Source organism: Nitrosomonas sp. H1_AOB3 (assembly GCF_015709435.1).
GTDB classification, from domain to species: Bacteria; Pseudomonadota; Gammaproteobacteria; order Burkholderiales; family Nitrosomonadaceae; genus Nitrosomonas; species Nitrosomonas europaea.
Genome location: NZ_CP054389.1, coordinates 2,078,750 through 2,102,921, shown reverse-complemented (window position 1 = coordinate 2,102,921; position 24,172 = coordinate 2,078,750). Strand labels below are relative to the sequence as shown.

Here is a 24,172-nt window from a genome sequence, read left to right as displayed (position 1 = left end):
ATTTACGGCCATGTGGTCGGCTTGAAGAAAGATATGCCAGTTTTATCCGTGCCGGATTCAAAATCCCCTCATCTGGCCGAACTGCCTCCTCTGGGGTTGTATATTCATTTGCCCTGGTGTGTCAGAAAATGTCCTTATTGTGATTTCAATTCACACGCAATCAATTCCGGTGGCGATCTTCCGGAATCCGAATATGTAACGGCGCTCAAACGCGATCTGGAGCTTGCGCTGCCGCTGATCTGGGGACGTCCGGTGACCAGCGTATTTTTCGGAGGTGGAACGCCGAGTCTGTTCAGTGCAACCGCTATTGATGCGATTCTTTCTCATGTGCGTATGCTGCTGCCCCTTGCTCCCGGTGTTGAAATCACACTGGAAGCCAATCCGGGAACGCTGGAGGCACAGAAGTTCACGGATTTTCATTCTGCTGGCATCAACCGGCTATCCATCGGTATTCAAAGCTTCAATTCCCGGCATCTGCAAGCACTGGGCCGCATCCACGATGGTGCCGAGGCATTGCGTGCAGCTGAGCTGGCGCTGCAGCATTTTAGTAATGTCAATCTGGACCTGATGTATGCGCTGCCGGGGCAGACCCGGGACGAAGCGTTGCAGGATATTGAAACGGCTTGCAACCGGGGAGTGGCACATATTTCTGCTTACCATCTGACCATCGAGCCCAATACTCCATTTTATCGCTATCCGCCGCAATTGCCGGATGAAGATACATCAGCCGATATGCAGGTCATGATCGAGCACATTCTGGAGGAACGAGGCTACCGGCATTACGAGACTTCTGCGTTTGCCCAACCGGGGAAGCCATGTCTCCACAATATGAATTACTGGCAGTATGGGGACTATCTGGGAATCGGAGCGGGTGCCCACAGCAAAATCAGCTTTCGTGACAGAATCATCCGGCAGATGCGCCATAAACATCCCCGGCAATATCTGGAGCAGGCCATGGCTGGAAATGCCTGTCTTGAGAATCTGCTTGCCACGGAGCAGGAAGTAGGGCCGCAGGACCGAATTTTTGAATTCATGATGAATGCGCTACGGCTGACGGAGGGTTTTGACCCCGGATTGTTTCATACCCGTACCGGGTTGACGATTGCATCGATCCAGAAGTCGCTTGCCGAAGCCGAGCAGCGCGGGCTGATCGAATGGCAGCACGATTGCATCCGACCGACACCTGAGGGAAGACGATTTCTGAACGATCTGCTGGAGATCTTTTTATCGTAACCCAGGCAGCTAACATTCTTCAGAAGAACTTCTGATTGATCGCTGGGTTTTTTGTAGGGAAGGAGAAAGACAACATGTATGCCACTCCTTTTCTCTACCCGAAAATTCCTCATGTGGGCAAATACATGAGTTGCTTTAGCCGGGTTTGAAATAAGGGGAGACGAATCAGGAATGAATGACCCGATTTCAAGGCGTGCTTTTCTGAAAAGATCAGGTGCACTGGGAACATTTGCTGCGCTGGACTGGATGTTGCCGATCTATGCCAGATCTGATTCCCTGGGTGCAGTTACCCCGATTACGCAGTTGAGTGGAGACGTGATCAATCTCGCTATTGCCAGAACTCCGTTCCGCATCGACGATCACATTGCAACTGCTACAACCATCAATGGTACGGTTCCAGGACCTTTGCTTCATCTGCGCGAAGGGCAGGACATTACCCTGAATGTTACCAATCACCTGGACGAGACTTCTTCGATACATTGGCACGGAATACTCCTGCCGCCTGAAATGGATGGTGTACCCGGCGTCAGTTTTCCAGGCATCGAGCCGGGAGCGACCTTTTCTTACCGTTTCACGATCAGGCAGTACGGCACGTACTGGTTTCACAGTCATTCGGGAGGCCAGGAGCAGGCGGGCGTGTATGCGCCGATGATTATTGATCCAATTGAGCCGGATCCGGTCAAGTATGATCGCGAATATGTGATCATGCTTTCTGACTGGAGCTTTTCTTCAGTGGACTCAATGATCGAAAAGCTCAAAAAGCAACCCGGCTACTTCAATTTTCAGAAACGTACGCTGGGTGATTTTATCCAGGATGCGATGCGGGATGGCTGGCGCCCGGCACTTGATGATTACCTGATGTGGGCCCGAATGCGAATGGATCCGACGGATCTGGCAGATGTAACCGGCCATGCCTATACCTATCTCATGAATGGATTGACTCCGGCAGCAAACTGGACGGGATTGTTTCATCCGGGTGAACGCATACGATTACGTTTCATTCAGGTAGGGGTGATGACTTTCCAGGACATCCGTATTCCTGGACTCGGGATGACCGTAGTGCAAGCAGATGGACAGAATGTACAACCTGTTGAAGTGGATGAATTTCGTATCGGCCCGGCTGAAACCTACGATGTCATCGTTGAACCCAAAGAAGAGCGCGCTTACACGATCTTTGCAGAGACACTGGACCGCAGCGGTTTTGCACGCGGTACGCTCGCGCCGCGTCCCGGGATGGCCGCAGAGGTTCCATCGCGACGCCCTCGCCCACTACGCACCATGGCAGATATGGGTATGCAACACATGAGCGGCGTGGATCATGGCAATCACGCGCCTGGCAATGCAACCATGGGTGAGCTGGAAGAAGGTACGCAGCATGACACACCAGATAGGCATGGAGAACACGCGAAGGAGGGTATTCATGGCAGGCATGACAGACATGCCCAACCCGGGTTCCCCGATAGCAGGCCGGTCAGGCATGGTACTGACGATCATGGATCCGGGAATCAGTTCATTCCGGATTTCACGCAGAGCCGTATGGATGAACCGGGTATCGGACTGGGAAATGATGGCCGCCGGGTACTGGTCTATACTGACTTGAAGAGTCTCAAACCCTATCCCGACCAGCGCGAGCCGGAGCGTGAGCTCGAAATTCATCTCACTGGTCATATGGAACGCTTCATATGGTCGTTCGATGGTGAAAAATACTCGGATGCGAAAGGGTCGATCCTATTTCGTCATGGGGAGCGGCTGCGCTGGATTTTTGTCAACGATACGATGATGGAGCACACGATGCATCTGCATGGTACGTGGATGTATCTGGAAAATGGCGCTGGCGCGTACCTCCCGCGCAAGCACACAGTTCTTGTCAAGCCTGCCGAGCGTGTTTCTGTTGCCATTACCGCGGATGCGTCTGGCCCGTGGGCCTTCCATTGCCACCTGCTTTTGCATATGGAAACGGGGATGTTCCGTGTGATCGAGATTCTGGATGCAGCTCCCGGGACAGAATCATGAAATCCTTTCCACAATTTGCGGCCGGCATGGTTGTGATCCTGTCTCCGGGGGTGGATATGCCGGTGGCAAACGCGGAAACATTACTGGACAAGGAAAAACAGACCTTGTCCGGTCTGCCTCATTCTCGGGGCGAGTACCACCATCCGACCCACAGCGACCAGAATTATGCTTTCCTGCGCGCCGATGTTCTCGAATACCGTCCCGGGAGGGATGATAGCGATTTCCGCTGGGATATACAGGGCTGGTACGGAGGGGATTTCAACCGTCTGTGGTTCAAAACTGAAGGCGAACGAAATACGGCTTTCAAGGCAGAGCACGACATCGACATGCAGCTTCTGTACGGCAGGTTTATCGGGAAATATTATGATGTTCAGATCGGTGTGCGCGGAGAGACACAAACCGTTAGAGGGAAAGACGTAGCCCGGGCGCATGCGGTTATCGGTTTTCAAGGGCTTGCTCCCTATCGCTACGAAGTGGAGTCCGCACTCTTTATCAGCCAGCAGGGAGATGTGTCCGTGCGCTTTCAGACATCCCGCGATTTTTTACTGACACAGCGGCTGATTTTGCAAGGACGTTTTGAGACCCATGCGGCAGTGCAAAAGGTAGAGAAATTTACTACCGGCCAGGGACTTAATAATATTGAACTGGGGTTGCGGCTGCGTTACGAGATCAGGCGAGAAATCGCGCCTTATATCGGCATTTCATACGATCGCAGTTTTTTCAGGACTGCTGATCTTGTGCGGGAAGAAGGGGGCGATTCCAGCCAGGTTCGTTTTGTGGCTGGCGTGCAGTTGTGGCTCTAATCAGTGATTTTTCAAGCGTCATCAGAAACTCCGGGGTCTATCCATGCACATGCAGCAGCCAGAGGATGCAACCAGTCACACTGAAACAGCCTGTCAGAGCAATAAGCGCATTGCGGCGATATTTACGGATCAGTTCCGCTTGCGGGCGAACCGAAATGATAAACGGGTACCTGCCATCCTTCAGCGTAGAGACGTGATGGATTTCTGTTTCATGCAGCAGTTGCCGGTGAACGGTTTGTGCTTGTGAAAGTGCTGTTTCACGGGCAATTTCCCATTCTGCCAGATCTATTTCACCATCCCGATTGGTATCGAAGCGTTCCAGCAATTGCCGTCTATCCTGTTTCCAGTCGCTGAGGAGATCACGCGCAATATCCCGTACGGATCGCTCTGTTGCTGGAGAGCGTGTTTGCAGATGGCCGGTGATGTAAAGGCGCTGTCCGGGCAGAATCAACTGTTCAGTATAGCGGTAGCGGCTCGCCAGCCCGATAATGGCCGAGCCGTTATCCAGTATCCCGGTCCGTACAGGCCATTCGGTGTTGCCATACCAGACGAGCTTCTCATTACTGATGATTTCTGCATCTTCCGGGTCGACCTGACATATTCCGGTACCATCGTCCAGCAGAAATGGATGATTGCTGGTGTTTCGATACAGAATTTTCCATTCGGTACGTGTGCGTTTCTGTTCCAGGATGGTTTCTTTGCGTTCGATCCGACTGTGGTACCAGAGACATTCATGATTGGATAACGGAGCAAAAACGGGCTGGTCGGGGAGAGATCTTCCCTTGCCTTCCAGTTCGATACGGCCCTGGTGTGCAGAACGCAGGCGTGCCGTGGGGGTATCCTTGATCAGATGCCATCGTTTCCATGCACGTATGAAACAGTAAAAGCCTGTCAGAGCTGCCAGTATCAGGATGATCAGCGTAAATCCGTACTCTTGCGGGGTGAGGCTGCGCACGAGATTGGTTGCGGCAGTTTCCATGACGACAGTCGATCAGTCGAACAGTTTGCCCAGGTCGTTGTCGTGTTTGTTGATCGTAGTAAATTTCAGCAGTGATCGTGCACCGAATCCAAACCATCTGGCGATAAGGATTTCCGGGAACTGTTCGATGCGGATATTGTTGTTTCTGACTGCTTCATTGTAGTATTCGCGCCGGTCGGCAATGCCATTCTCCAGACTGGTGATGCGGGTCTGCAAATGCTGGAATTTTTCGCTGGCCCTGAGTTCGGGATAAGCTTCTGCTACAGCGTACAGTTGCCCCAGCCCTGCTCTCAATATACTTTCTGCTGCACCCAGGGCAGGCAGATTACCTGTTTCACGAGCATGCGCAATGCTGGTACGTGCTTCCATGACCCGGCTGAGTGTTTCCTGCTCAAATTTCATATAGTGCTTGCAGGTTTCAACCAGCCTGGGCAGCTCGTCATGGCGCTGCTTCAGTAGAACATCGATATTTGACCAGGCTTGTGAAACAGTATGTTTGATATCCACCAGGCTATTATAGATCATGACCCCGATCACCAGCAGGGCGACGGTCACAGCGAGCAAAATATAGAAAGAAATAGCCAGATTCATGGGGTGTCCGTAAAGATAATCAAAACCTTATCAACGACACTGGCCGGGATTTTTTGATGCCGGAAAGACGGGCAATAGTGTTTTATCGGGGGTTGCGCAGCAATTACCGCGTTGTTGTTCAGGCGATCTTGGTGAAGATAATGTCGCGGATGGTGTGGCCGAGCTTCATCCCACGCTGTTCAAATTTGGTCAGCGGCCGGTAAGCAGGGCGTGCGGCGTAGTCGGTGGCAGTATTGATGAGTCGTTTCTCGTTGCGCAACACATGCAGAATATGGGTGGCGTAGTCTTCCCAGTCGGTGGCGATATGCAGATAGCCGCCGGTTTTCAGCCGGTCACACAGAAGTGAAACAAAATCCGGCTGGATCAGGCGGCGTTTGTGATGCCGTGCTTTGGGCCACGGATCCGGGAAAAAAATGTGGATGCCATCCAATGATTTGCTGGTAAGCATTTGCTGCAAAACCAGTTTTGCATCGTGCGGGATGACTCGCAGATTGGTTAGTCTGTGTTTTTCGATTTGACCAAGCAGACTGCCGATTCCCGGTGCATGAACTTCGATGGCTATAAAATCCTTCTCCGGGTGTTGCCTGGCAATTTCGGCAGTGGTTTCTCCCATCCCTGATCCAATTTCCAGAATTCCGGGTGCCGTGCGTCCGAAGATCGAATCGAGATCGACTGGTTCTTCAGTGAGTGGAATGCCGTAACGTGGCAACAGCGATTCGTAGGCGTGTCGCTGCGCATTGGAAAAATATCCCTGACGGAGCACATAACTGCGAATCGGAGGATGAGAAGACAAAAACCGGTTTCCTGAGAAAGTGTATTGCTTAGCTGTTGGCAGCAGGATGCTGAGTGCCGGTAAACATGCCTTCTGCTGGAGAGCTCGGGCTGGCCTGGTAAATTTTCCTGGGCATACGTCCGGCAAGGTAGGCTTCACGCCCGGCCTCGACCGCTTTACGCATGGCGCTAGCCATCAATACCGGGTTGCGAGCACTGGCTACCGCGGTGTTCATGAGCACGCCATCACAACCGAGTTCCATCGCAATGGCAGCATCCGATGCGGTACCGACGCCTGCATCCACAATGACCGGTACTCTGGCTTTGTCTATGATGATCTGCAGATTCCAGGGATTGAGGATCCCCATGCCGGAACCGATCAGTGAAGCCAGCGGCATGATAGCTGCGCAACCGATGTCTTCCAGTTGTCTGGCGACAATAGGGTCATCCGAGGTATAGACCATGACCTGAAAACCCTCTTTGACCAGAATTTTTGCTGCTTCTATCGTTGCAACCACATCGGGAAACAGCGTTTTCTGGTCACCCAGTACTTCCAGTTTGACCAGTGCATGTCCATCGAGCAGTTCACGTGCCAGGCGCAGTGTGCGGACGGCATCTTCTGCCGTGTAACAGCCGGCAGTATTGGGCAGCAGCGTAAACTGCGACGGTGGAAGTATATCCAGCAGATTGGGTTCGTCGGGATTTTGCCCGATATTGGTACGGCGTATCGCTACCGTGATGATTTGTGCACCACTGGCATCGACTGCCGCACGGGTTTCAGCGAAATCCCTGTATTTTCCCGTCCCCAGCAGTAAACGGGAGGAATAACTTTTACCGGCTATGACGAGAGGTTCCATAAATACGTCAGGATCGATGTGGTCAGTTGAAGGGTACGGCCAGAGACTGGAATGAATTTTGAGCGATCGAAAAATCAGCCACCACCCACCGCCACAATGATTTCCAGTTGATCTCCTTCATTGAGGAGTAGTTCAGGAAAACGGCTGCGGGGAATGATTTCACCATTGCGCTCGATGGCAAAACGCTTGTTCTGCAGCGATAATTTTTCTACCAGCTGCTGTACATTCATCGGGCCATCGTAACTTTGTTGCTGTCCGTTGATGATGAGTTGCATAATTTTCAGAAAAGTAGCCAAAGGCAGCCCATAAATGAAGGGATTTATTCTAGCACGCGGGTCTGGATCGATGGTAGAACAGAGATTTTTCAGATAGGCAGTGATGAAGGTGGTACCTGAATCAAAGGCCAATCTGTAAAAACGTGTTTTTAAGGAAAATAAACACCTGTACCCGTCCGGATGATGGAGATTTTTCACAGCATGACCTTACCTGACAGCAAAAAAGATCAAACAGCACGTCACGTGGCGATTTTGCAGGAAAGTTATCGCCATTATACCGGCCGATATTTGTTCGACCCGAAGCTGGGTGCCAGTGAAGCAATAGTGTGGCTGGAGCAGGCACCTTTCGCTCTTGTCTCGCATGGCACCCAGCCTGATCCGATTTTCAATTATGGTAACCAGACTGCCTTGCAACTGTTCGGTATGACCTGGGATGAGTTTACCCGGATGCCTTCACGCCTGTCAGCAGAACCGGTGGATCGCGCGGAACGTACGCGCCTGCTGGATCATGTATCACGCGACGGCTACATCGATGATTACACGGGTGTTCGTATTGCTGCCGATGGTCGCCGGTTTCTGATACGCCATGCAACTGTCTGGAACCTGCTGGACGAGAGTGGCCGATTTTACGGACAGGCTGCGATGATTCCAGAATGGGAAGTATTACAGACGGTGTTTACCGCAGACTGAGGTTATGGATGCCGGGTTCAGCACGGCAAGGATGTCGTCAGCATAAGCACCGGAATGGAAGAATTGGCTCAATCCTCATGCCAGTTTATCCATTGCAAACCCGGTACACGGGAAAATTCGCGCTCGTTGCGTGTGATCAGTGTTGCGCCGTGACGCAAGGCGGTGGCGGCAATCAGGGTATCGTGTGGCCCGATAGGGTTCCCTGCTGCTTCCAGCGTTGTTCGAATGCGAGCAGCATGGTCGGCGCATTCGCTGTCGAAAGGCAGTTTCTGCATGGGTAGCAGCAAGGTAGTCAGAGCAGCCAGACGTGGTGCAGCCATTTCGGGTGACAAACGCAACAGGCCGTAGCGCAGTTCGTATTCCACAATGGCCGGTACAGCCACATCCTGCGGGCGCTGTGCCTGCAAACGCAGCACCACTTGCGGATCACCGCGAAAGTAATAACTGATGGTATTGCTATCCAGAATCAGCATGTTCAGCGCTCAGAATTCCAGGCGCGGCGTATCAGCAGGTAGTGGGTTAGCCTCTTCACGCAGCGGAAAATCGACAAAACGTCCCGCCAGTTCCAGACAGTCCTGCGGCCATTCTTGTGTGGCATATTTGGTAATGAATTCAGCCACCCAACGGCTTTTGGATAGCCCACTGGCTTTGGCGCGCTGCTCGATCAGCGCCTGGATTTCGTCATCAAGATAAAGCGTGATTTGCGACATGTCACACCTCAAACAAATAAAATATATTAGAAAATATAAGTGTAGTGCAGGAAGCTGTCAATGAGGGTGATTGGATATGAGCGCGCGGGCTTCGGTGCAGTTGGGTATGTTACAAAACATTGATTGCTTTGTTATCGGGCGTGCCTTTAAGGAACCTCTGAAAAACTACCTGCGTTGCCATTTCTGCGTTAAAAATCGGCTTAAAATGCTCATTTATTATGTATATTTTACTCGGCGCCAGCGCCTCGCCCTACAGGCCAGCCTTACGGTTGTTCGCTACGCTTTGCTTGCGTCACCGATTTTTGCCTTGAACTGACTGCCTCGTCGACGTTTTTCAGAGGTTCCTTAACAACGGGTTTTGCCGAATGATTCATAATCTGAAAACAGTGTGATCCGGGAATGTCTTGTTATAATTATCGGATCGCTGCAGTTTTCAGTCCTGTCATAACGGAAAAGCGGGGTGGAGGTGTCTTGTAAAGGTAACATGCCCATCTCATCCTCTTCGGAAACAAACAGGCGGGTGTAGTTCAATGGCAGAACGGTAGCTTCCCAAGCGTGCGACACGTCGCATAGGTAGCTAGCCTACTCGGGCGCTTTATTACCGAGAGAAAATAGCATTAGCAGGGGTGAAGGGGGCAACTCCTCTCACTCCATTAAAAAGAGTGCGGTTCAGGGCAACTTGGGCTTCACCCTATGTGAAAGCTGTACAAGTAATTGTTCAGCGGTCTCGCAAGAGGCTGACTGAACCGGGGGTTCAGCCCCCTGTAGTCTAGGAGCGGTGCGTCACTGGTAACGGTGGGGTGCTAAGCGCTCTGACAATGTAGCCACCTTGCGGGGTACGCCGTATCCCGTGAGGGGTCGCGGCGTGATTTCGGGAGTTGCATCCGAATGAGGCGCTAGGCTGAGTTGGTTGGTTAACGCAAGTGAACCGTTGATAAACGTCGTCAAGCTTGATGGGCCAAAGGCAACTTGTAGTATCGGGCCCATGCCAAAAGGCATGTGATCGGTTGTTCGCTTGCTTGGTGCGAACACGCTGACATGAGATCACCGGCGAAATGACGGAACCTTCCCAACTCTGTTACTTGTACGGAACGTGGTAAGCCCAACGCGGCGTCCGGCCAGTTTGGCGGACAAGGATGACCGCAAGGTTATCTGCGGCCGTAGTGGGTAGAGGATGATGGAAAAAGCGAATGCCGTCCTGTAATGGGGCGGATAGGGGATGAAACGATTGCCCTGACGCAAAAGCGTGCAGACTTCCATCTGGTGATCTATCGCAAGATAGGTCTGTTAATCGCACCCGGCGGGGATGATGTAATATTCCCGCAGGGGAGTGTTACGTCTTCCCTTCGGGAACGGGCGGGTGTAGTTCAATGGTAGAACTCCTGGTTCCCAACCAGATAACGTGGGTTCGATTCCCATCACCCGCTCCACTGCATCAATCTGCGGACTTCCGCAGAAGTCCAAGAGAGCCTGCAAGTCGTTGCCACACAAGGACTTTTCCTCTCTTTGACGTTCTGCCGCGGTCCACTGCGATCCGCCTACAGCCGGGACTTTTAAGTCCACAAACAAGTCCATTTTTGCGGGTGCGGCTGATTCCGGATTGTTGATGGAGGGGCGAGGTCGACGTGACCAGCATCTGGTTCCTGACTCATGTTCAGGAGCAAGAGCATGGCACTCTCAGACCTGGCCGTTCGGCAGGCCAAGGCAACTGGCAAGGCATACACCCTCCCTGACTTGGATGGCCTCTCCCTGGCCGTCACCGCTGCCGGGGGCAGGACTTGGCACTTCCGCTACTACTGGGCGGGCAAGCAGAAGCGGATGTCGCTCGGCACCTACCCGGAGGTGACGCTTCGCGAGGCCCGCAGCCTGCGCGACGAAGCGCGCGCCCTGCTGGCCAAAGGCACCAATCCTCGCGTTCACCGCAAACAGAAGCGCACCGCTGTCCGGCTCGCCGACGAAAACACCTTCGAGGCGGTGTATCGCAAGTGGCTCAAGCATCGCGGGCTCAGCCTCAAGGAAGGCCGGCAGACGACCCTTTCGATACTTCCGCGCATCTTCGACAAGGATGTGTTGCCCACCTTGGGCAAGCGGTCGATCTATGAGATCAAGCGTCCCGACCTCTTGGAGGTGATCGCCAAGATCGAGAAGCGCAGGGCACTCTCCGTCGCCGAGAAAGTCAGGACGTGGTTCAACCAACTGTTTCGCTACGCGCTGGTGATCGTGCCGGGCCTGGAGCAAAACCCCGCCTCCGATCTCGATGTGGTGGCGCTGCCGCTGCCACCCGTCAACCACAACCCGTTCCTGCGCATGGCCGAACTGCCGAAGCTGTTGCAGCGGCTGCGCAGCTATCGCGGCAGGCGGCAGACCCAACTCGGGCTTCGGCTATTGCTGCTGACTGGCGTGCGAACCGGAGAGCTGCGACAGGCGACGCCGGATCAATTCGATCTGGACCGTGGGCTGTGGATCATCCCGCCCGACATCGTGAAGCAACTCCAGCTGGATATGCGCAAGAAGCGGCAGCAGCCGAAGGATATCCCGCCCTACATCGTGCCGCTGTCGATTCAGGCCATGGAGATCGTCCGGCACCTGCTGGATGAGTTCAAGCCGGCCCAGCGCCACCTGTTCCGGCACGACAGCGACTTGAAGAAGCGCATCAGCGAGAACACGCTCAATGGTGCGCTCAAACGCATGGGCTATCAGGAGCGCCTGACCGGGCACGGTATCCGCGGCACGATGTCCACTGCGCTCAACGAGATCGGCTACCCGAAGGTTTGGGTGGATGCACAGCTCTCGCATGTCGATCCCAACAAGGTCAGCGCGACCTACAACCATGCCGAGTACGTGGAGCAGCGTCGCCGCATGATGCAGGACTGGGCCGATCGGCTCGACCTCTTCGAGCAGAACCAGGTCGAGGCGGCCAGCATGCCGCTCACTGTGCATCTGGAAGGCGTGCCCGCGTTCCCGAATGAGCAAACCGCAAGCGCACCCTCCACGCCGGTTGCCGCTTCGCCAATCCTGCTCGTGACGAAGCCCGGCGACGCCATGCCGTTGGTTTCTGCCGCCGCACATCGGCTGCCGGCGGTTCCGCCCCCTCGGTCGGCCGCGCCGCTGGTGCCTTCGGACATTCAGCGCGAGAGGATGGAACTGTTCGATGTCTTCGAAGCGCCGCACAACCTTCCCGTCGCGGCGTTTGCCAAGATGGCGGGCAAGTCCCGCAGGTGGATCAGCTACGAGATCAGGGCCGGCAACTTGCTGGCGTTGAACGTGGGCAACCGCGGCCAGCGGGTGCCGGACTGGCACCTCGACCCACTCAAGCACGAGCTGATCCAGTCCGTCCTCAAGCTGACCAGGGGTGCGGACCCTTGGCAGATCTACCATGCACTGCTGCAACCGCGCTCGATGCTGCGGGGGCATTCGGCACTGGAGGGCGTGACGGCCGGCAATCTCGACAAGCTCGTCATGGCAGTGAGCACAGCCGTGAAGGAAAGCGAATGGACCCCGCCGCGAGTCGGAGTCGCCTAGCAGCAGGAATGCGGGATCGTGGCGAAACCGCGATCCCCGCACGTCTGTCAGGACACCAAGCGCGCGCGGCGGGCGAATCTCGCCTGGGTGTCCGACAAGGAAGCATCGCGGCGGAGCAGGTAAGCCATCACGATCGTTGGTGCGTCGGCCAGCGGCCGCACGGCGATGCCTCGGCGTAGGTAGCTCGCCAGTCTCGCGGCAGGCGCAATGGCGATCCCGTATCCGGCGGCAACCAGCGTCATCGCCACATCGAATGTCTCCACCGTTTGCTCTCGCTCTTGCAGCGCGTTTTCGAACACACGCTGCACGGTCATGCGCCATGGTTCATCGGTCGTGGACTGCGAGCAGATCAAGGGCTGCTTGAGCACTTCCCCGCACGGCACTTCACGGTAGGCCAGCAGGTGGGAGCGCTTGGCCACGGCGACCGCCAGCGTGTCATGCCACAGCGGTTCGCATACCCAGCCAGGCCACTGCCGGGCAACCGCAGACAAGGCGAAGTCGAAGCCGTCGTCCGGCAGCTCTGCGCCTCGACCGGGATCTGTCCAGCCGGCCAGGACGGCATGGGTCTCCGGCTCTTCGGCACGCTGCAGGGCTAGCACGTCGGCGAGCTGGGGAGGCACCCATTCGCCGAGGACGGCCATGCGAATTTCGGCGGTGATGTCACTCGATTCCACGTCCAGCTCCCCCAGGCGGTGAACTCGTGGCAACTGATCTCGAAGCCGTTGAATGAGTTAAGTTTAACGTGGTTTAAATCGTGACCGTGTTCGACGCTCTTGGCAATGCCAAAGCGTTCGATCCAAAGGGGCCGCCCCACCGGCACCACTACCTACGAAGCGGAACCAGCCATCGCGTTTGGGGCTGCCGTGCGGGAAGAAAGAACCAACCAGGGCATCGCTCAGGAAACGCTGGCCCACATGGCCGGCATCGAACGGTCGCACATGGGCAAGATCGAGCGCGGCGAGCATGTCCCCACGCTCCCTCTCATCCTCAAGATTGCCCGTGCGCTGAAATGCAGTTCCGCCCACTTGATGACTCTGACCGAAGCCAAGCTGGCGGAGTCGGCCCCATCCGCAGATTGAAGCCGGCCCGCACAGCGGTCGCATGCCTACGCCTGATCGTCGTCCTTGCCCCCAAGGGCTGAATCTTCGCGCTTTGCGGCCTCGTTGAGGAGCCGCAGGTATGGGTTGTCTGGCGGCGTCTCCTGGAACAGCGCATCCGGGCTGGCGAGCAGGTAGCCGTGCAGCCGGCGCGACTTGCGCGGCCCCGTGACTTCGCAGGTCCAGATGTTCAGCCCGCTGGGCTGCTTGCGGTGCTGTCCCAGCTTCTCGAAGCGCTTCTGCACCCACTGCCACCCCTCCAGCTTCTCCTGCTTGGCCAGGGCGGCGACTTGAAGGTACTCCTGCGCGTAGCGCTGGAACACGCCGGGGCTGACGAGATAGGTCGTACCGGCGACGGTATGCACCAGGGCCTTGGCGTCGTTGATGATGAGCTTGCGCGTCTGGACGCTCTGACGCAGCCAGGCCATGAAGTGCGCCCCAGAGGGCTCCGCGCGATCCTGGGAAGGCGCGAGGCTCATCTGTGGCGTGGGCACGGTCGAAGGGGCCGGCTCGGGCTCGGCGACAGGACAACTCGGGGTCTCCGGTGCTGTGGACGGAGCGGTGTCGCCCAGCAGGTCGAGCAGCGCGGCCACGCCGGTGTCCATGGCTGCGGATGCGATCGGCGCCGCGCTCGCGGGTGCAGCTTCGGTGCCTTCGGCGCGCGGCCCATCGGCCACCGCCGGCGCCTGCGGCTCCGCCTGTTCCTCCTCGACCTGCACACGGCCTGCGAACGGCGCCGGCCGGTCAGCGGCATCCCAGATCATCGCCGGCGAGAGTTTCAGGAAGGTGAAGGCGTGCGACCAGCCGGCGTCGCTGGTGACGGTAGCCTTCCAGATCGCCTTGCCATCCGGCGTCGGCTGCACGATGCCGTGATCCTGCAGCACGTTGAACACCGCCGTGTTGCTCGCCGGGATGCCGTCGATGCCCTGCGACAGCAGATGGGCGCGCAGCTTGTCGGAGACGGTCTTGCTTACCAGCCACAGAGCGTCTTGGGTCAGCCAACCGTCCGCCGGACCGGCCTGGTTCAACTTGAATTCTTCCTTGAGCAGGTAGCGCAAGCCGTCGAGCAATTTGCGTTGCAGCGCATGCTTGGGCGCCGCCAGCGCCTTGCTGGGATCGCCGCCGAGTTCCTGGGCGACCGATGCCTGGTCGGCCTGCACGACCAGTTCGCCGAGCGTGCCGGCGTGCTCGTACTGGCCGGCCAGCACGTACAGCAGCGCGGCCCAGAGGTCGGGATAGCCGCTGAGCCAGTCGAAGATGTCCCGATCGAGAAGGCGCGCGTAGAGCAGCCCGGTGGCGGCGCTGTGCAGGCGGTACTCGCGCTCCTTTCGGTAACGGAAGCGGTAGGGCTTTCGCAGCGGGCCGTGCCAGGGATGCCAGACGCTGCCGTCGGCATGTTCGACGTGCAGATCGACCGCAATCTTGCCGATGTCGTGCAGCAGGGCCGCGTAGGCCGTGCCTGCGGTCCAGGCTTCGGCCTGGGCCGCCTGTGCCTCCGGCGTGACGCCCGCAGGCAGCAGGTATGACTGCCGCAGCTTCAGCGCATAGGCGACGATCTCCAGGCCGTGGTCCAGCATGCCGCCCGGATAGGCGTGGTGGTGGTTCTCGGAGGCCGGGAACTGCTGGACCAGCTCGGCGTAGCGCTCCAGTGGGGCGAGGTAGAGCGTGGCGAACTGCCGGCGCGAGAGCGATGTGCGCTGCCAGATGTGTTCCAGCAGTTTCTGCCGGCGCGGCGTGGCCAGCAGCGATGCGGCCGACTCCGGCCGCATCGACCCTTTCGGAGTTTCGATGGCGGAGGTGGGCGGCGTGCCGGCGGTGGGTGGCACCCGTTTGCGCTGGAACAGCGAGAGCATGGCGAACCCCGGATGACGGGCTGCTCGGGGCGCCTTTTGGCCTTTTCAGGATAGGGCCTTTCCCCTTGGCACCCTTCCTTTGCCCCTTCCCAGCCCTTTGGCCTTTGTCGGAAGCCTTTGGGTATAGGGCCGCTGCTTCGCGGGTGCCACGATGAATGCGGCATGGGGCAATCCCGGCAAGTGGGGCGCTGCGGGACGTTCGTCAGCTCTGGCCCAAGCCGGTGTCGAGGGCGGCGGATTGCGCTGCGAAGTCGTCGGGACGGCGCTTGCGGAAGGTTTCGAGATTGCTCAGCTTCCAGCGCAGTGCCGGCAGTTGAGCGGCGTGTTGGCATTGCACCAGCGACCAGTCCGGTTCTGCGCGCACCAGCCCGCTCAGAAACTGCTTGTGAGCGGTGCTCAGTCGCTGTGGCAGCTCGCGCCGCACCCTGGCGCGAGCTTCGAGCAGTGTCTCCAGGGAGCAGTCCACTTCGGTCATGCCGACAAAGGCCCGCTCGTATTCGCCGGCGATGTCCTTGTCGTTGCCGAACAGCACTTCGTGGGGCGGCCGGTTGTGGCCCGCCAGATAGATCACGAAGCACTCGACCATGCCGTCGCTGATGTCGCCCGATTCGTAGAGCTGCCACACGTCGAACAGGTCGCGGGGGTGCTGCCGATCCAGCGCGGCCACCAGCTTGCTGGCGTACAACTCGTCCGGTGCCAGAACCGGCAGCTCGAACTCGACGCCGAACAGATCGCTGGTCTTGGCGCTCAGCGGCCGCCGCTCGACGGGCAGCACGCTGCCTCGGAACACGACGTTGACCTCGATCTTCACCTGGTTGGCGTCGTTCTCGACGATCAGCTTGGTGTCCCCCAGGTCCTTGGCGCGAACCAGGCGTGTCTGCACGCCCAGTGGTGCAACGCGAGTGGCGATGGCGGCCAGCTCCTGGTTGATGGCTTGCAGCGCTTCGTCGCGCGGCGTCTGCCATGGGAGGTACACCACGTCGATGTCCACCGACAGGCGCGGCATGTCCCGCACGAAGAGGTTGATGGCCGTGCCGCCCTTCATGGCGAAGATGTCGTTGGCGAACACGTCGGGCGCGACGGCCAGCAGCAGGCGAACGGTGTCCGCGTAGGTCTTATCCATGAGGTCTCAGGCTCAGCAAGGTGCCGTCATCGAGCCGGCTCATCCAGCGCGTGTTGCTGCCGGTGCGAACCGGGTACTGCTCCAGCAGGGCATCGACATCCACGAGGCTGGTCTCGCGCGCCCAGGTGAGGAACAGGCGCACGGCCTTCACGCTGGCGCAGCAGGACAGCAGTTGCCCGAGCAAGTCCTTGCGGGGGGAACGCAGTCCATCAAAGAGGTTGCGGGCCTCTTCGAGGCTCTGCTTGACGCCGGCTTCGTACAGCAGCTCCAGCACGGCACGCTCGGGGGCTGCCACCCGCAGATCCTCGGGCAGGCCAGGCGGCGTGGTCAGGGTCTTGCCGGCCAGCGCTGTGTCCGGCCAGTCGAACAGGCGGGCGTGGACATAGCGGGCCGGAAAGCGCGAAGTGAACCAGGCCGGCAACGCGAAGCGACCGTCGCCCCACAGCACCAGCGCCTCCCGGCTGCCCAGGTTGTGCCGCACACCCTGCAGGGCCAGGGCGCTCTTGCCGCCGACGTGCAGGCCGGGCACGCGCTGTTGCAGGAACTTCAGCGCACCGTAGACCCCGAACTCATCGTTCGGGAAGGCATAGACGCCATGGGCCAGGCGCACGAGCCACCCGCCGTCGGCATAGTGGGCGGCGAGCTGGGGCGACACCCCGAACTGGCTCAGGGTGGCAAGGTCGAACGGCGCCCCACGGGGTAGTCCCGCCTGCAGCCGCTTGATTACCTGGTGCCTGGAATTTCCATCCATGCTGTAAAAATAGCACGAAATCCAATCAGACCCTAGAGCTATTGCAAGAACGTGCATGGAAAGTAGCATAAAGTTTGATTTATCATGCAGAATCTAATCGACCTGCGACCCGAGCCAACCCGGCTCTGCCAGCCGTAACCCGCCCTCCTGATCGCGGTCTATGCTGGAGGGCAAGCCACGACCGGCGCTCCGCGAGGTGAGGCACCACTGAAACCGAGGCTATGAGCATGACCACCAACACGCACAACGGGCGCTGGAGCCACCGGCTGGGCCGGGGGGCTGGCCGTGCCTGGCGTGGATACCTGCGCCGCGAGCAGCGTGTCGCCGGCTGGCTGGTGACGCGCGGGGTGCCCGCGAGCGCGGCGACGGCGGTGCTCTGGATCGTGAAGCTGGCCGTGCTTGGTGTGCTGCTCTACTCCGCGTTCTGGCTGGCGCTGCTGCTGGCCTTTGCAGGGATCGCTGCCTGGATGGTACGCAACGTCGATGCCGACGAAAGCAGTGATGATGACGAGCCTCAATGGCGAAACGGCCTGGACGGATACGGTCTCTACCGGGGCGAGGTACGCATTGACGGCGGCAGCGCGGACGACGAGTAGCTCGCCACTCTCGGCGCTACTTCGCCTTCGCTGCTTTGATTGCAAGGTCAGCGCCTTTGCCTCCCGCAGATTTGGCGCCATCGGTGGCTGCTGAGAGCATCTGCGAAATGTTGCCTACGCGGACACCAACCCACGCGAGCGCAGCTACCCAGAAACCCGGTAGCACGATGAACATCATCGCCATGACGAAGTTAAGGAGCATGTCGCCAAAGGCGTTGTTCAAACCGATCAACGGATCGAAGTTCGTATGCGGCCTGTCCGCGCCAAACCCCCAGCCGTAGAGCGCGTCCAGGATCGTGCTGTCGATCCAGCGCGCGAGCTGGAACCAGAAGTCCACGAAGAACAGCGCGAACTGGACGCAGCTCACCGTCACCACCGTCTTCAGGTCGTAGGTGCCGATCAGCAGCACCAGTGGGATGCAGATGACGAGCGCCATCTTGAGCATGGTCAGCACCATCGGCAGCGCCTGGCGCACCACGTCCATCGCGGGAAAAAAGCCCAGCGAGCCGACGGTCAGCCCCAGGTCGCTCGCGCCGCGCGTGACGACGTTCGGCAGCGTCTTGTCGATCTGGCCGCCGTAGTCGGTGTAGACGGCGCCCTGGTTCATCTTCTGCTGCCTCGGTGAGACCACGGCGCGGATCACCGAGTCATTGACCTCGCTCTGCGACAGGAAACCCGCCCAGCGCCCGATGCGGGTCAGCAGGTCCGGGTCGACCTGTGCCAGCAGCCGGCTGCGCAGTCCCTGGCCGCCATCGGCCCACCACTGCCGGCAGGACGGATAGCCGCCGCCGCTGTCCACCTGTGCCAGCCCTGCATCGCGGGTCGCGTCGTAGGGCCAGGCCGTGCGTGGGGTCTTGGCGCGATAGGTGTCATAGAAGCCGGGCGTGTCGAGAAAGTAACTCGATCCGATCCAGGTGACGTCGTTCATCTGCTCGTCGGAGAGCGTCGGCCGGTTCATGAACAGCTTGGCGCGCGACGGCCCGTAGCAGTCGTGCGTGAAGTCGGCGACCTCCTGTGCCAGCACCGGATCGTCGATGCGCGTGGCATCCACATCCATGCGAATCTGACGCAGGTCCGTGCCGCAGGGAATCGCCGCCACCGCGGAGCCCGTCACGGCTTTCGACAGCGCGTGCATGAAGAACCACCACACCGGCACCAGCGCGCTCTGGTCGTTGAGCGCCGTGTAGACGTTGGACCAGCCCGTGTCGTTGGGCAGCGGGACACTGACCTGGCATTGCGCGGAGCGCGTGGTGTCGAACTTGATCGTGGCGAGATCCGCCGGGATGAACGGGATCCCGGCGAACATGATGACCACGATCGCCACCCACACCCGGTTCTCGATGCGCATCGACGACAGCACGCCCTTGTTGCCCTCGTCCGCACCTTCGCTGCGGGCCTTGAGCCATTCCTGGATCACGATGGCCACGAACGGCAGCGCGAACACGCCGCTGGCCACGAGAATGCTCCAGATGCCGTTGTTGACCACCCAAGCCACCAGGGTCAGGTAATACTCCAGGTAGTCCGTGGTGTAGAGCGTCATGCCTGCCTCCCGGTCTCAGCCGTGCCGCAGCAGCTGGCTGGCTTCCAGCGCGACCACGGCGATGACGGCCGCGATCTCCGTGCGCAGCAGGCGCTGATGCGTCTCGCGGGACGGCTCCCGCCGCAACAGGCGCCGACGCATCCACCACCAGCCGTAAGCCGTCGCTCCGTAGAGGCACAGCCGCCACACGAAGAAGTGGCCGGCGTGCGCCTGCAGCCAGTGCTGCCAGCCCTCGACGCCGCCCACCACGTGGATGCCGGCGATGTTCACCGCCACGGCGGCGGCGGCCACCAGCAAGGTCCACAGCAGCGCCACGCCGACGCGGCGGTTGAACAGCCATGGCAGCCGCAGCCAGGCCAGCCGGCTCATGGCGTACCGCTCCGCGGCTTCTGGACTTCCCGCAGACGGTCGCGTGTGGTGTCGCCCTCGAAGACGCCGCGCGAACCGGCAGCGCGGGTGCTGTGGCGCTGGATGATCGCCATCGCCGAGTTGCCGGCCAGCGTGCGGCGCAGCTCCAGTTCGGTCTTGAGGTTGTTGATCTCCTGCTCCAGCGCGCTGTTCTCCTGCTCGACCGCCCGCACGGCCAACTCGTTGGCGGCGACGTTCGGCTCCTTCTTGCCAGTGAGCAACGTGCGTTGCAGCAGCAGGGCCTTCTCCAGCACGCTGGACAGCGCCGCCTCCGACGCGAGGCGCCGGCCCAGCACGTCCTGGTCGGGTTCGTCACGCAGGGCCTCGATCACGCCGCGGGTGATCGGCAGCGAGCTGCTGCCGGCTGCGTCGAGATTGGCCAGCGTCGTCGGCCGGGCGCCCGTCACCAGCTCCTGCAACACCTGCAGCTTGGTCTCGTACTCTTCCTGGATCACTGGCGTGAGCCCGACGCCAGGCGTGGTCTGGGTCTTCGTGCAGTTTTCGCAGGTGCGTTGCTCGCGTTCGCCCAACACGCGGGTCGCCCAGTCGGCGGCCGCCTGGGGCGAGGACCAGGTTTGGCAGGTCAGGCGGTTGCCGCAGGCGCTGCGCGCGATCGACGAGGTATCGGTGGCGCTGCGCCCGTTGAGCAGGTTGTAGCCCGCGCGCGTCACGTCGCCGACCACCTTGATCGAACTCTGGCCGGAGCCGCCCGCGTTGCCGCCGCCGACCCAGGGCACGCCGTTGTTCCCTTTGTTGGACTCGGCCTGCTCGATGGCGGAGACGGCATCGGTGCTGCTGACCGCATCCCGCAGCGCCATCCCCTCGGCGAGCTGGTCCCAGCCGGCTTGGCCGCCGGCCATGTCCGCCATCCGATTGGCGATGGCCCGGCAGGTCATCTTCGAGCGGTCGAAGTCCAGGCGCGCCTGGAGGATGCCGTTGGTCAGCAGGTTGTAGAGACCCGGGTCGGCGCGCTGGATGATCAGGGCCGGCAGCGAGGCCACGGCGCTGGTGGCACTCTGGATCACGTTGCTCATGATCGTCTGGAAGCCGTTGGTGATGCCGTTGAGCTGGTTCTGCAGCGTCGTGGTGATGCTCATGTCGCCGCAGATCAGGTTGCTGTTCCAGCCGATCCCCACGCCGATGCTCTGCATGTTGCCGGCACCACCCATCGACACGGCCCGGCCGCCGCCGATGCTGTAGAGCACGTCGTCGCCGATCACGCTGCCGCTGACGTTAACTCCATTGGGATCGATGCGCGTCTGCCCCCAGGCGACGCCGACGACCAGCGTGATGGCCGCCACGAGCAGCGTGGCCCCCAGGGGCGATTTCGCGCGGCGCAGGAAGTCAGGGAGGGAGGCGTTCATCGTGGGTTCCTCACATGAAATCGACGCTGCCGAGGAAGACCTGGCCACGGCGCCGGCAGCAGGAGTACGGCCGCCACAAGGCCCAGGCGTAGTCGCCCTGCTGGGCCTGCACGCGGGTGCGGCTGTGCGGGAAGACCACGCAAGTGTTCGAGAGCGTGGGCGTCAGCTCCTGCCACTTGCCCGTCGATGCGTCGGTCTCCATCAACGCGCCGGCCGGCCAGTACCCGTCGCGGGCGTTGGCCAGCAGGGGCTGGTACACGTGAATCTGGTTGCGGCGCGTCACGATGTCGCCCGCGCGCTGCGCGACCACGGCGCCGCTCTTGTGGTCGTCGGTCTGGTGCAGGAAGCCACCGCGGGGATACACGTTGCCCCAGAGGTTCAGGCCGGTGCGCATACCGATTTCGCGCCAGCCGGGGATGAGCGCTTCGGGGTAGAACGCTTCCGGGATGTTGTAGCGCCAGGCGATCGTGTCGAGCGTGCTCAGCAGATACGGCATGAAGGCCGTGCCAGCGCCTTCGCAGGTGTAGCCGGAGGCGCTGGCGAACTGGCTGAACACCATCCCGGCCGGATGGCCGATGACATCGGCGTTCTTGAACTTGGCGAGGTTGTTCTCGTTGTCATGGTTGGTCGTGCCGTCACCGCCAGCCTTGGCGGTCGGGTTGGGCATGCTCATCGCCCTGACTTCCAGCCACGGGTTTTCGCCGGTGTTCGAGTAGCTCGACACCACCGCATCGGGGACGTAGTGGCGCACCTTGACGGAGGTGCGAACCGAGCAGCCGAAGGGCGTGCAGTACAGCCAGTAGCAGATTCCGACCACGCGGTATTCGAGGCAGTCGGGGGACAACGCCGACGAGACGATGGTGGCGGTGTCCAGGGCGAACGTCGACGTGGCCGCGCTCAGCAGCAGCGAGGCGGCGGTGGCGCGAAGGCGCCGGGATGCCAGCAGGAGGCTCATGGCTGCGTGCTCCGGTAGGCGTTGATGCGCGCGACGGCGCGGGGCACGTCGGGCTCGCCGTAGACCACGTAGCGTCGATCGACCACCACGGCGGGAATCTTGGCGATGCCCAGCCCCCAGGCATCCGCGACGCCTTGGTAGGCATGGCCGATGCGGCGCTGCAGGGCCTCGCCGCCGTCATGCAACCGCTGCCGCACCAGGGCCGCGGCCTGTTGCGGGTCGGCCGGCAGGTGCGCGGCGAGTTCGACCTCGATGCGCGTGGCCTGGTCCAGCTTGATGACCCGCACGCCGGCCGGGGCCTGCACCGGATGACGGCTGTCGGTGACGACGAGCACATCGGCGGCCGCCGCGATGGGACCGAGCAGCGCGGCGCACAGTCCAGCGGCCAGCCGGGCGGCCAGGGGGCGCCGCGAGGCGGCAGGAAGGTTGAGGGAATGAGCCGGCATGGCGCGCCTCCGCGGAGTCGATGCAGGCTCGTAGTCGAGCGCAACGCAGATCGGGAAACGACAAAGAAACCGAAACCGGTCAGTCCCGATTTCCTGCGGACCGGCGAAAAGAAACGGGAGCCAAGGGCTCCCGTGGTGATGAAGCGAGTGCGCTACAACAAGCCGGCTTCGGCGAACGAGTACGGGCTGCCCTTGCCGACGATGAAGTGATCCAGCACCCGGACATCGACGGTGGCCAGGGCACTCTTCAGCCGCTCGGTGATCGCACGATCAGCGGCCGAGGGCTCGGTGTTCCCCGAGGGGTGCTGATGCGCGAGGATCAGGGCCGAAGCGTTGAGCGCCAGCGCACGCTGAACCACCACCCTCGGATACACCGAAGTCTGGTCGACCGTGCCCTGGAACAGCGGCTCAAAGGCGAGCACCTGGTGCTGGTTGTCGAGAAACACGACGGCGAAGATTTCGTTCGGCTCCGCGACCAGTTTCAGGCGCAGGTAGTCGCGCACGGCGGCGGGACTGCCCAGCGCCGGACCGGCCTTGAACACGCGGTTCTCCAGCAGGGTGATGGCCTGCTGGATGATCCAGTCTTCGTGCTGGGCGGCGATCAGGGTGAGCGACTCCGGGCGGGAGTCGGCGATGACGAGAGACATGGCGAACCTCCAATGGATGAGATCGGAGGGCGCCTGCCCCTGGAGGGCAAACCCTCCTGGGGACGATGGGGATGGAACAGGTGACGAGCGGGCATCCACCACCGCGGATGCGGTGGCCGTTCGCGTCAAGGGATGCGATGCGAACGGGTTTCGATCAACGCGGACAAGCCGCGCCGCAGCCTTGAAGATCGATGGCTACCTGGGCATGTCACCGGCAACGCCGGCGGGCATGTCTGGGGAATGGGCGGGTTCGGCTGCGGTCGTGCTGCCGGCAGCGAGCAGGTCGATGGCCGACAGCAAGGCATCGCCTTCGACGGGACCGTGCAGCAGGAGGGTCTTGCCGGACTCGCGGTCGCGCAGTTGCAGGGCCGGCGTGGCCGCGATGCCCTGCTGTGCGGCTTCCACCGCCTGGGCACGGATGACGGCATCGGGGCGCTCGCTGTCGAGACAACCCTGCATGGCTGGCGTGAGGTCGGGATAGCGCAGACCCTCCGGCAGGCCCTGGCCGTCGCCACGGGTGTTCGAGTAGAGCCACGCCACGGCCTGCCAGAACGTGGCATGTCCGCCAGTCTCGCCCGCGCACTCGGCCAGGCGTGCCTCGGCAGTCGCGGCCGGCTCGTGCATGGACAGCGGCAGGTGGTGCCACTGCCAGTTCACCTCGGGATGGGCGTCGATCCAGCGCTTGAGCGCGGGGAAGTAGGCCCGGCAGTACGGACACTCCAGGTCGGCGTACCCGACCACCGTGAAGCGCGCATCGGCACGGCCATACAGCCAGGGCGGGCCAGCCGGTTTCGACGCTTCGGACCCGGCGGCGGCCAGGGACATGGACTCGGTTGCCGGATGCGGCGCGCGCAGCAGCATCCACGAGGCGACCACAATCGTCACCACGATCAGCAGGCCGATCCAGGGATGACGGCGGGCGAATGAAGGCATGCGCATCGTGTTGCT

At 60.3% G+C, this 24,172-nt stretch carries 26 protein-coding genes and 1 tRNA gene; 9 read left to right on the top strand and 18 right to left on the bottom strand.

All coding sequences use genetic code 11. The features are described 5' to 3' along the window. Positions 1-33: 33 nt before the first annotated feature. The 3 genes from hemW (at position 34) to HRU73_RS09770 (ending at position 4,049) form a co-directional block, all read left to right on the top strand. Positions 34-1,233 (top strand): radical SAM family heme chaperone HemW, encoded by a 1,200-nt coding sequence (hemW, locus tag HRU73_RS09780; protein WP_287398569.1) that lies wholly within the window; start codon positions 34-36, stop codon positions 1,231-1,233. A gap of 171 nt (positions 1,234-1,404) precedes the next feature. Further along, positions 1,405-3,246: a copper resistance system multicopper oxidase gene (locus tag HRU73_RS09775; protein WP_287398568.1), complete on the top strand. Its 1,842-nt coding sequence runs from the start codon at positions 1,405-1,407 to the stop codon at positions 3,244-3,246. Continuing rightward, a complete protein-coding gene (locus tag HRU73_RS09770) occupies positions 3,243-4,049 on the top strand; it encodes a copper resistance protein B (RefSeq protein ID WP_287398567.1) in 807 nt (268 codons plus the stop codon). Before HRU73_RS09775 ends, HRU73_RS09770 begins: the two co-directional genes overlap by 4 nt. A 37-nt stretch (positions 4,050-4,086) precedes the next feature. Here HRU73_RS09770 and HRU73_RS09765 read toward each other — a convergent pair whose 3' ends face one another. From HRU73_RS09765 to thiS, 5 genes are all read right to left on the bottom strand, one after another. Continuing rightward, on the bottom strand, positions 4,087-5,028 hold the full coding sequence (locus HRU73_RS09765) for a GIDE domain-containing protein (protein ID WP_287398566.1): 942 nt from the start codon (positions 5,026-5,028) through the stop codon (positions 4,087-4,089). A gap of 12 nt (positions 5,029-5,040) precedes the next feature. Next, positions 5,041-5,619 carry a LemA family protein gene (locus tag HRU73_RS09760; protein ID WP_287398565.1) on the bottom strand — a complete coding sequence of 193 codons (579 nt, stop codon included), beginning with the start codon at positions 5,617-5,619 and terminating at the stop codon, positions 5,041-5,043. Positions 5,620-5,737: 118 nt separating this feature from the next. Next, on the bottom strand, positions 5,738-6,412 hold the full coding sequence (gene trmB, locus HRU73_RS09755) for a tRNA (guanosine(46)-N7)-methyltransferase TrmB (RefSeq protein ID WP_287398564.1): 675 nt from the start codon (positions 6,410-6,412) through the stop codon (positions 5,738-5,740). A gap of 28 nt (positions 6,413-6,440) precedes the next feature. Then, positions 6,441-7,247: a thiazole synthase gene (locus tag HRU73_RS09750; protein WP_287398563.1), complete on the bottom strand. Its 807-nt coding sequence runs from the start codon at positions 7,245-7,247 to the stop codon at positions 6,441-6,443. 74 nt (positions 7,248-7,321) lie between these two features. Continuing rightward, a complete protein-coding gene (gene thiS / locus HRU73_RS09745) occupies positions 7,322-7,522 on the bottom strand; it encodes a sulfur carrier protein ThiS (RefSeq protein WP_011110922.1) in 201 nt (66 codons plus the stop codon). A 201-nt stretch (positions 7,523-7,723) separates the two neighbouring features. Here thiS and HRU73_RS09740 point away from each other — a divergent pair, with 201 nt between their 5' ends. Then, entirely contained in the window at positions 7,724-8,212 is a 489-nt protein-coding gene (locus tag HRU73_RS09740; protein WP_287398562.1) for an MEKHLA domain-containing protein, read from the top strand. A gap of 68 nt (positions 8,213-8,280) precedes the next feature. Here the strand turns inward: HRU73_RS09740 and HRU73_RS09735 are convergent, their stop codons facing one another. Both HRU73_RS09735 and HRU73_RS09730 read right to left on the bottom strand, forming a co-directional pair. Beyond that, positions 8,281-8,685, bottom strand: a complete 405-nt coding sequence (locus HRU73_RS09735; RefSeq protein WP_287398561.1) for a type II toxin-antitoxin system VapC family toxin — start codon at positions 8,683-8,685, stop codon at positions 8,281-8,283. 9 nt (positions 8,686-8,694) lie between these two features. Beyond that, complete coding sequence (locus HRU73_RS09730; protein WP_276817876.1) at positions 8,695-8,922, bottom strand: ribbon-helix-helix domain-containing protein; 228 nt, start codon at positions 8,920-8,922, stop codon at positions 8,695-8,697. Positions 8,923-8,998: 76 nt separating this feature from the next. On the opposite strand from HRU73_RS09730, the gene HRU73_RS09725 reads away from it, so the two are divergent. From HRU73_RS09725 to HRU73_RS09715, 3 genes are all read left to right on the top strand, one after another. Further along, complete coding sequence (locus HRU73_RS09725) at positions 8,999-9,238, top strand: hypothetical protein (protein ID WP_287398559.1); 240 nt, start codon at positions 8,999-9,001, stop codon at positions 9,236-9,238. A gap of 1,040 nt (positions 9,239-10,278) precedes the next feature. Next, a tRNA-Gly gene (locus HRU73_RS09720) sits at positions 10,279-10,352 on the top strand. A 238-nt stretch (positions 10,353-10,590) separates the two neighbouring features. After that, positions 10,591-12,444: a tyrosine-type recombinase/integrase gene (locus tag HRU73_RS09715; protein WP_287398557.1), complete on the top strand. Its 1,854-nt coding sequence runs from the start codon at positions 10,591-10,593 to the stop codon at positions 12,442-12,444. A gap of 47 nt (positions 12,445-12,491) precedes the next feature. On the opposite strand, the gene HRU73_RS09710 is transcribed toward HRU73_RS09715, so the two are convergent. Next, on the bottom strand, positions 12,492-13,118 hold the full coding sequence (locus HRU73_RS09710) for a LysR substrate-binding domain-containing protein (RefSeq protein WP_211927245.1): 627 nt from the start codon (positions 13,116-13,118) through the stop codon (positions 12,492-12,494). A 105-nt stretch (positions 13,119-13,223) separates the two neighbouring features. Between HRU73_RS09710 and HRU73_RS09705 the strand changes: the two genes are divergently transcribed. Further along, positions 13,224-13,523 (top strand): helix-turn-helix domain-containing protein, encoded by a 300-nt coding sequence (locus HRU73_RS09705; RefSeq protein WP_003282197.1) that lies wholly within the window; start codon positions 13,224-13,226, stop codon positions 13,521-13,523. Between the two features lie 26 nt (positions 13,524-13,549). On the opposite strand, the gene mobH is transcribed toward HRU73_RS09705, so the two are convergent. From mobH to HRU73_RS09690, 3 genes are all read right to left on the bottom strand, one after another. Then, positions 13,550-15,394, bottom strand: coding sequence for a MobH family relaxase (mobH, locus tag HRU73_RS09700; RefSeq protein WP_287398554.1), 1,845 nt, complete (start codon positions 15,392-15,394; stop codon positions 13,550-13,552). Positions 15,395-15,596: 202 nt separating this feature from the next. Beyond that, positions 15,597-16,517: a nucleotidyl transferase AbiEii/AbiGii toxin family protein gene (locus HRU73_RS09695; protein WP_198846444.1), complete on the bottom strand. Its 921-nt coding sequence runs from the start codon at positions 16,515-16,517 to the stop codon at positions 15,597-15,599. Next, on the bottom strand, positions 16,510-17,268 hold the full coding sequence (locus tag HRU73_RS09690; RefSeq protein ID WP_013721903.1) for a type IV toxin-antitoxin system AbiEi family antitoxin domain-containing protein: 759 nt from the start codon (positions 17,266-17,268) through the stop codon (positions 16,510-16,512). The genes HRU73_RS09695 and HRU73_RS09690 overlap by 8 nt, the downstream gene beginning before the upstream one ends. 227 nt (positions 17,269-17,495) lie before the next feature. Here HRU73_RS09690 and HRU73_RS09685 point away from each other — a divergent pair, with 227 nt between their 5' ends. Beyond that, the gene (locus HRU73_RS09685) at positions 17,496-17,864 is read left to right on the top strand and encodes a DUF3742 family protein (RefSeq protein WP_011805400.1); all 369 of its coding nucleotides are present in this window, start codon (positions 17,496-17,498) and stop codon (positions 17,862-17,864) included. 16 nt (positions 17,865-17,880) lie between these two features. Here HRU73_RS09685 and HRU73_RS09680 read toward each other — a convergent pair whose 3' ends face one another. The 7 genes from HRU73_RS09680 to HRU73_RS09650 all read right to left on the bottom strand — a co-directional run bounded on the left by HRU73_RS09680 (position 17,881) and on the right by HRU73_RS09650 (position 24,163). Further along, positions 17,881-19,404 carry a conjugal transfer protein TraG N-terminal domain-containing protein gene (locus HRU73_RS09680; RefSeq protein ID WP_287398553.1) on the bottom strand — a complete coding sequence of 508 codons (1,524 nt, stop codon included), beginning with the start codon at positions 19,402-19,404 and terminating at the stop codon, positions 17,881-17,883. A 15-nt stretch (positions 19,405-19,419) separates the two neighbouring features. Next, the gene (locus tag HRU73_RS09675; RefSeq protein WP_023124322.1) at positions 19,420-19,773 is read right to left on the bottom strand and encodes a hypothetical protein; all 354 of its coding nucleotides are present in this window, start codon (positions 19,771-19,773) and stop codon (positions 19,420-19,422) included. Then, entirely contained in the window at positions 19,770-21,176 is a 1,407-nt protein-coding gene (locus HRU73_RS09670; RefSeq protein ID WP_287398552.1) for an integrating conjugative element protein, read from the bottom strand. The genes HRU73_RS09675 and HRU73_RS09670 overlap by 4 nt, the downstream gene beginning before the upstream one ends. 10 nt (positions 21,177-21,186) lie before the next feature. Continuing rightward, the gene (locus tag HRU73_RS09665) at positions 21,187-22,131 is read right to left on the bottom strand and encodes a TIGR03756 family integrating conjugative element protein (protein WP_287398551.1); all 945 of its coding nucleotides are present in this window, start codon (positions 22,129-22,131) and stop codon (positions 21,187-21,189) included. Continuing rightward, positions 22,128-22,577, bottom strand: coding sequence for a TIGR03757 family integrating conjugative element protein (locus HRU73_RS09660; protein ID WP_287398550.1), 450 nt, complete (start codon positions 22,575-22,577; stop codon positions 22,128-22,130). Before HRU73_RS09660 ends, HRU73_RS09665 begins: the two co-directional genes overlap by 4 nt. Positions 22,578-22,729: 152 nt before the next feature. Then, entirely contained in the window at positions 22,730-23,224 is a 495-nt protein-coding gene (gene radC / locus HRU73_RS09655) for a RadC family protein (protein WP_012584731.1), read from the bottom strand. 195 nt (positions 23,225-23,419) lie between these two features. Next, positions 23,420-24,163, bottom strand: a complete 744-nt coding sequence (locus HRU73_RS09650; protein WP_004254897.1) for a DsbA family protein — start codon at positions 24,161-24,163, stop codon at positions 23,420-23,422. Between the last annotated feature and the right edge of the window lie 9 nt (positions 24,164-24,172).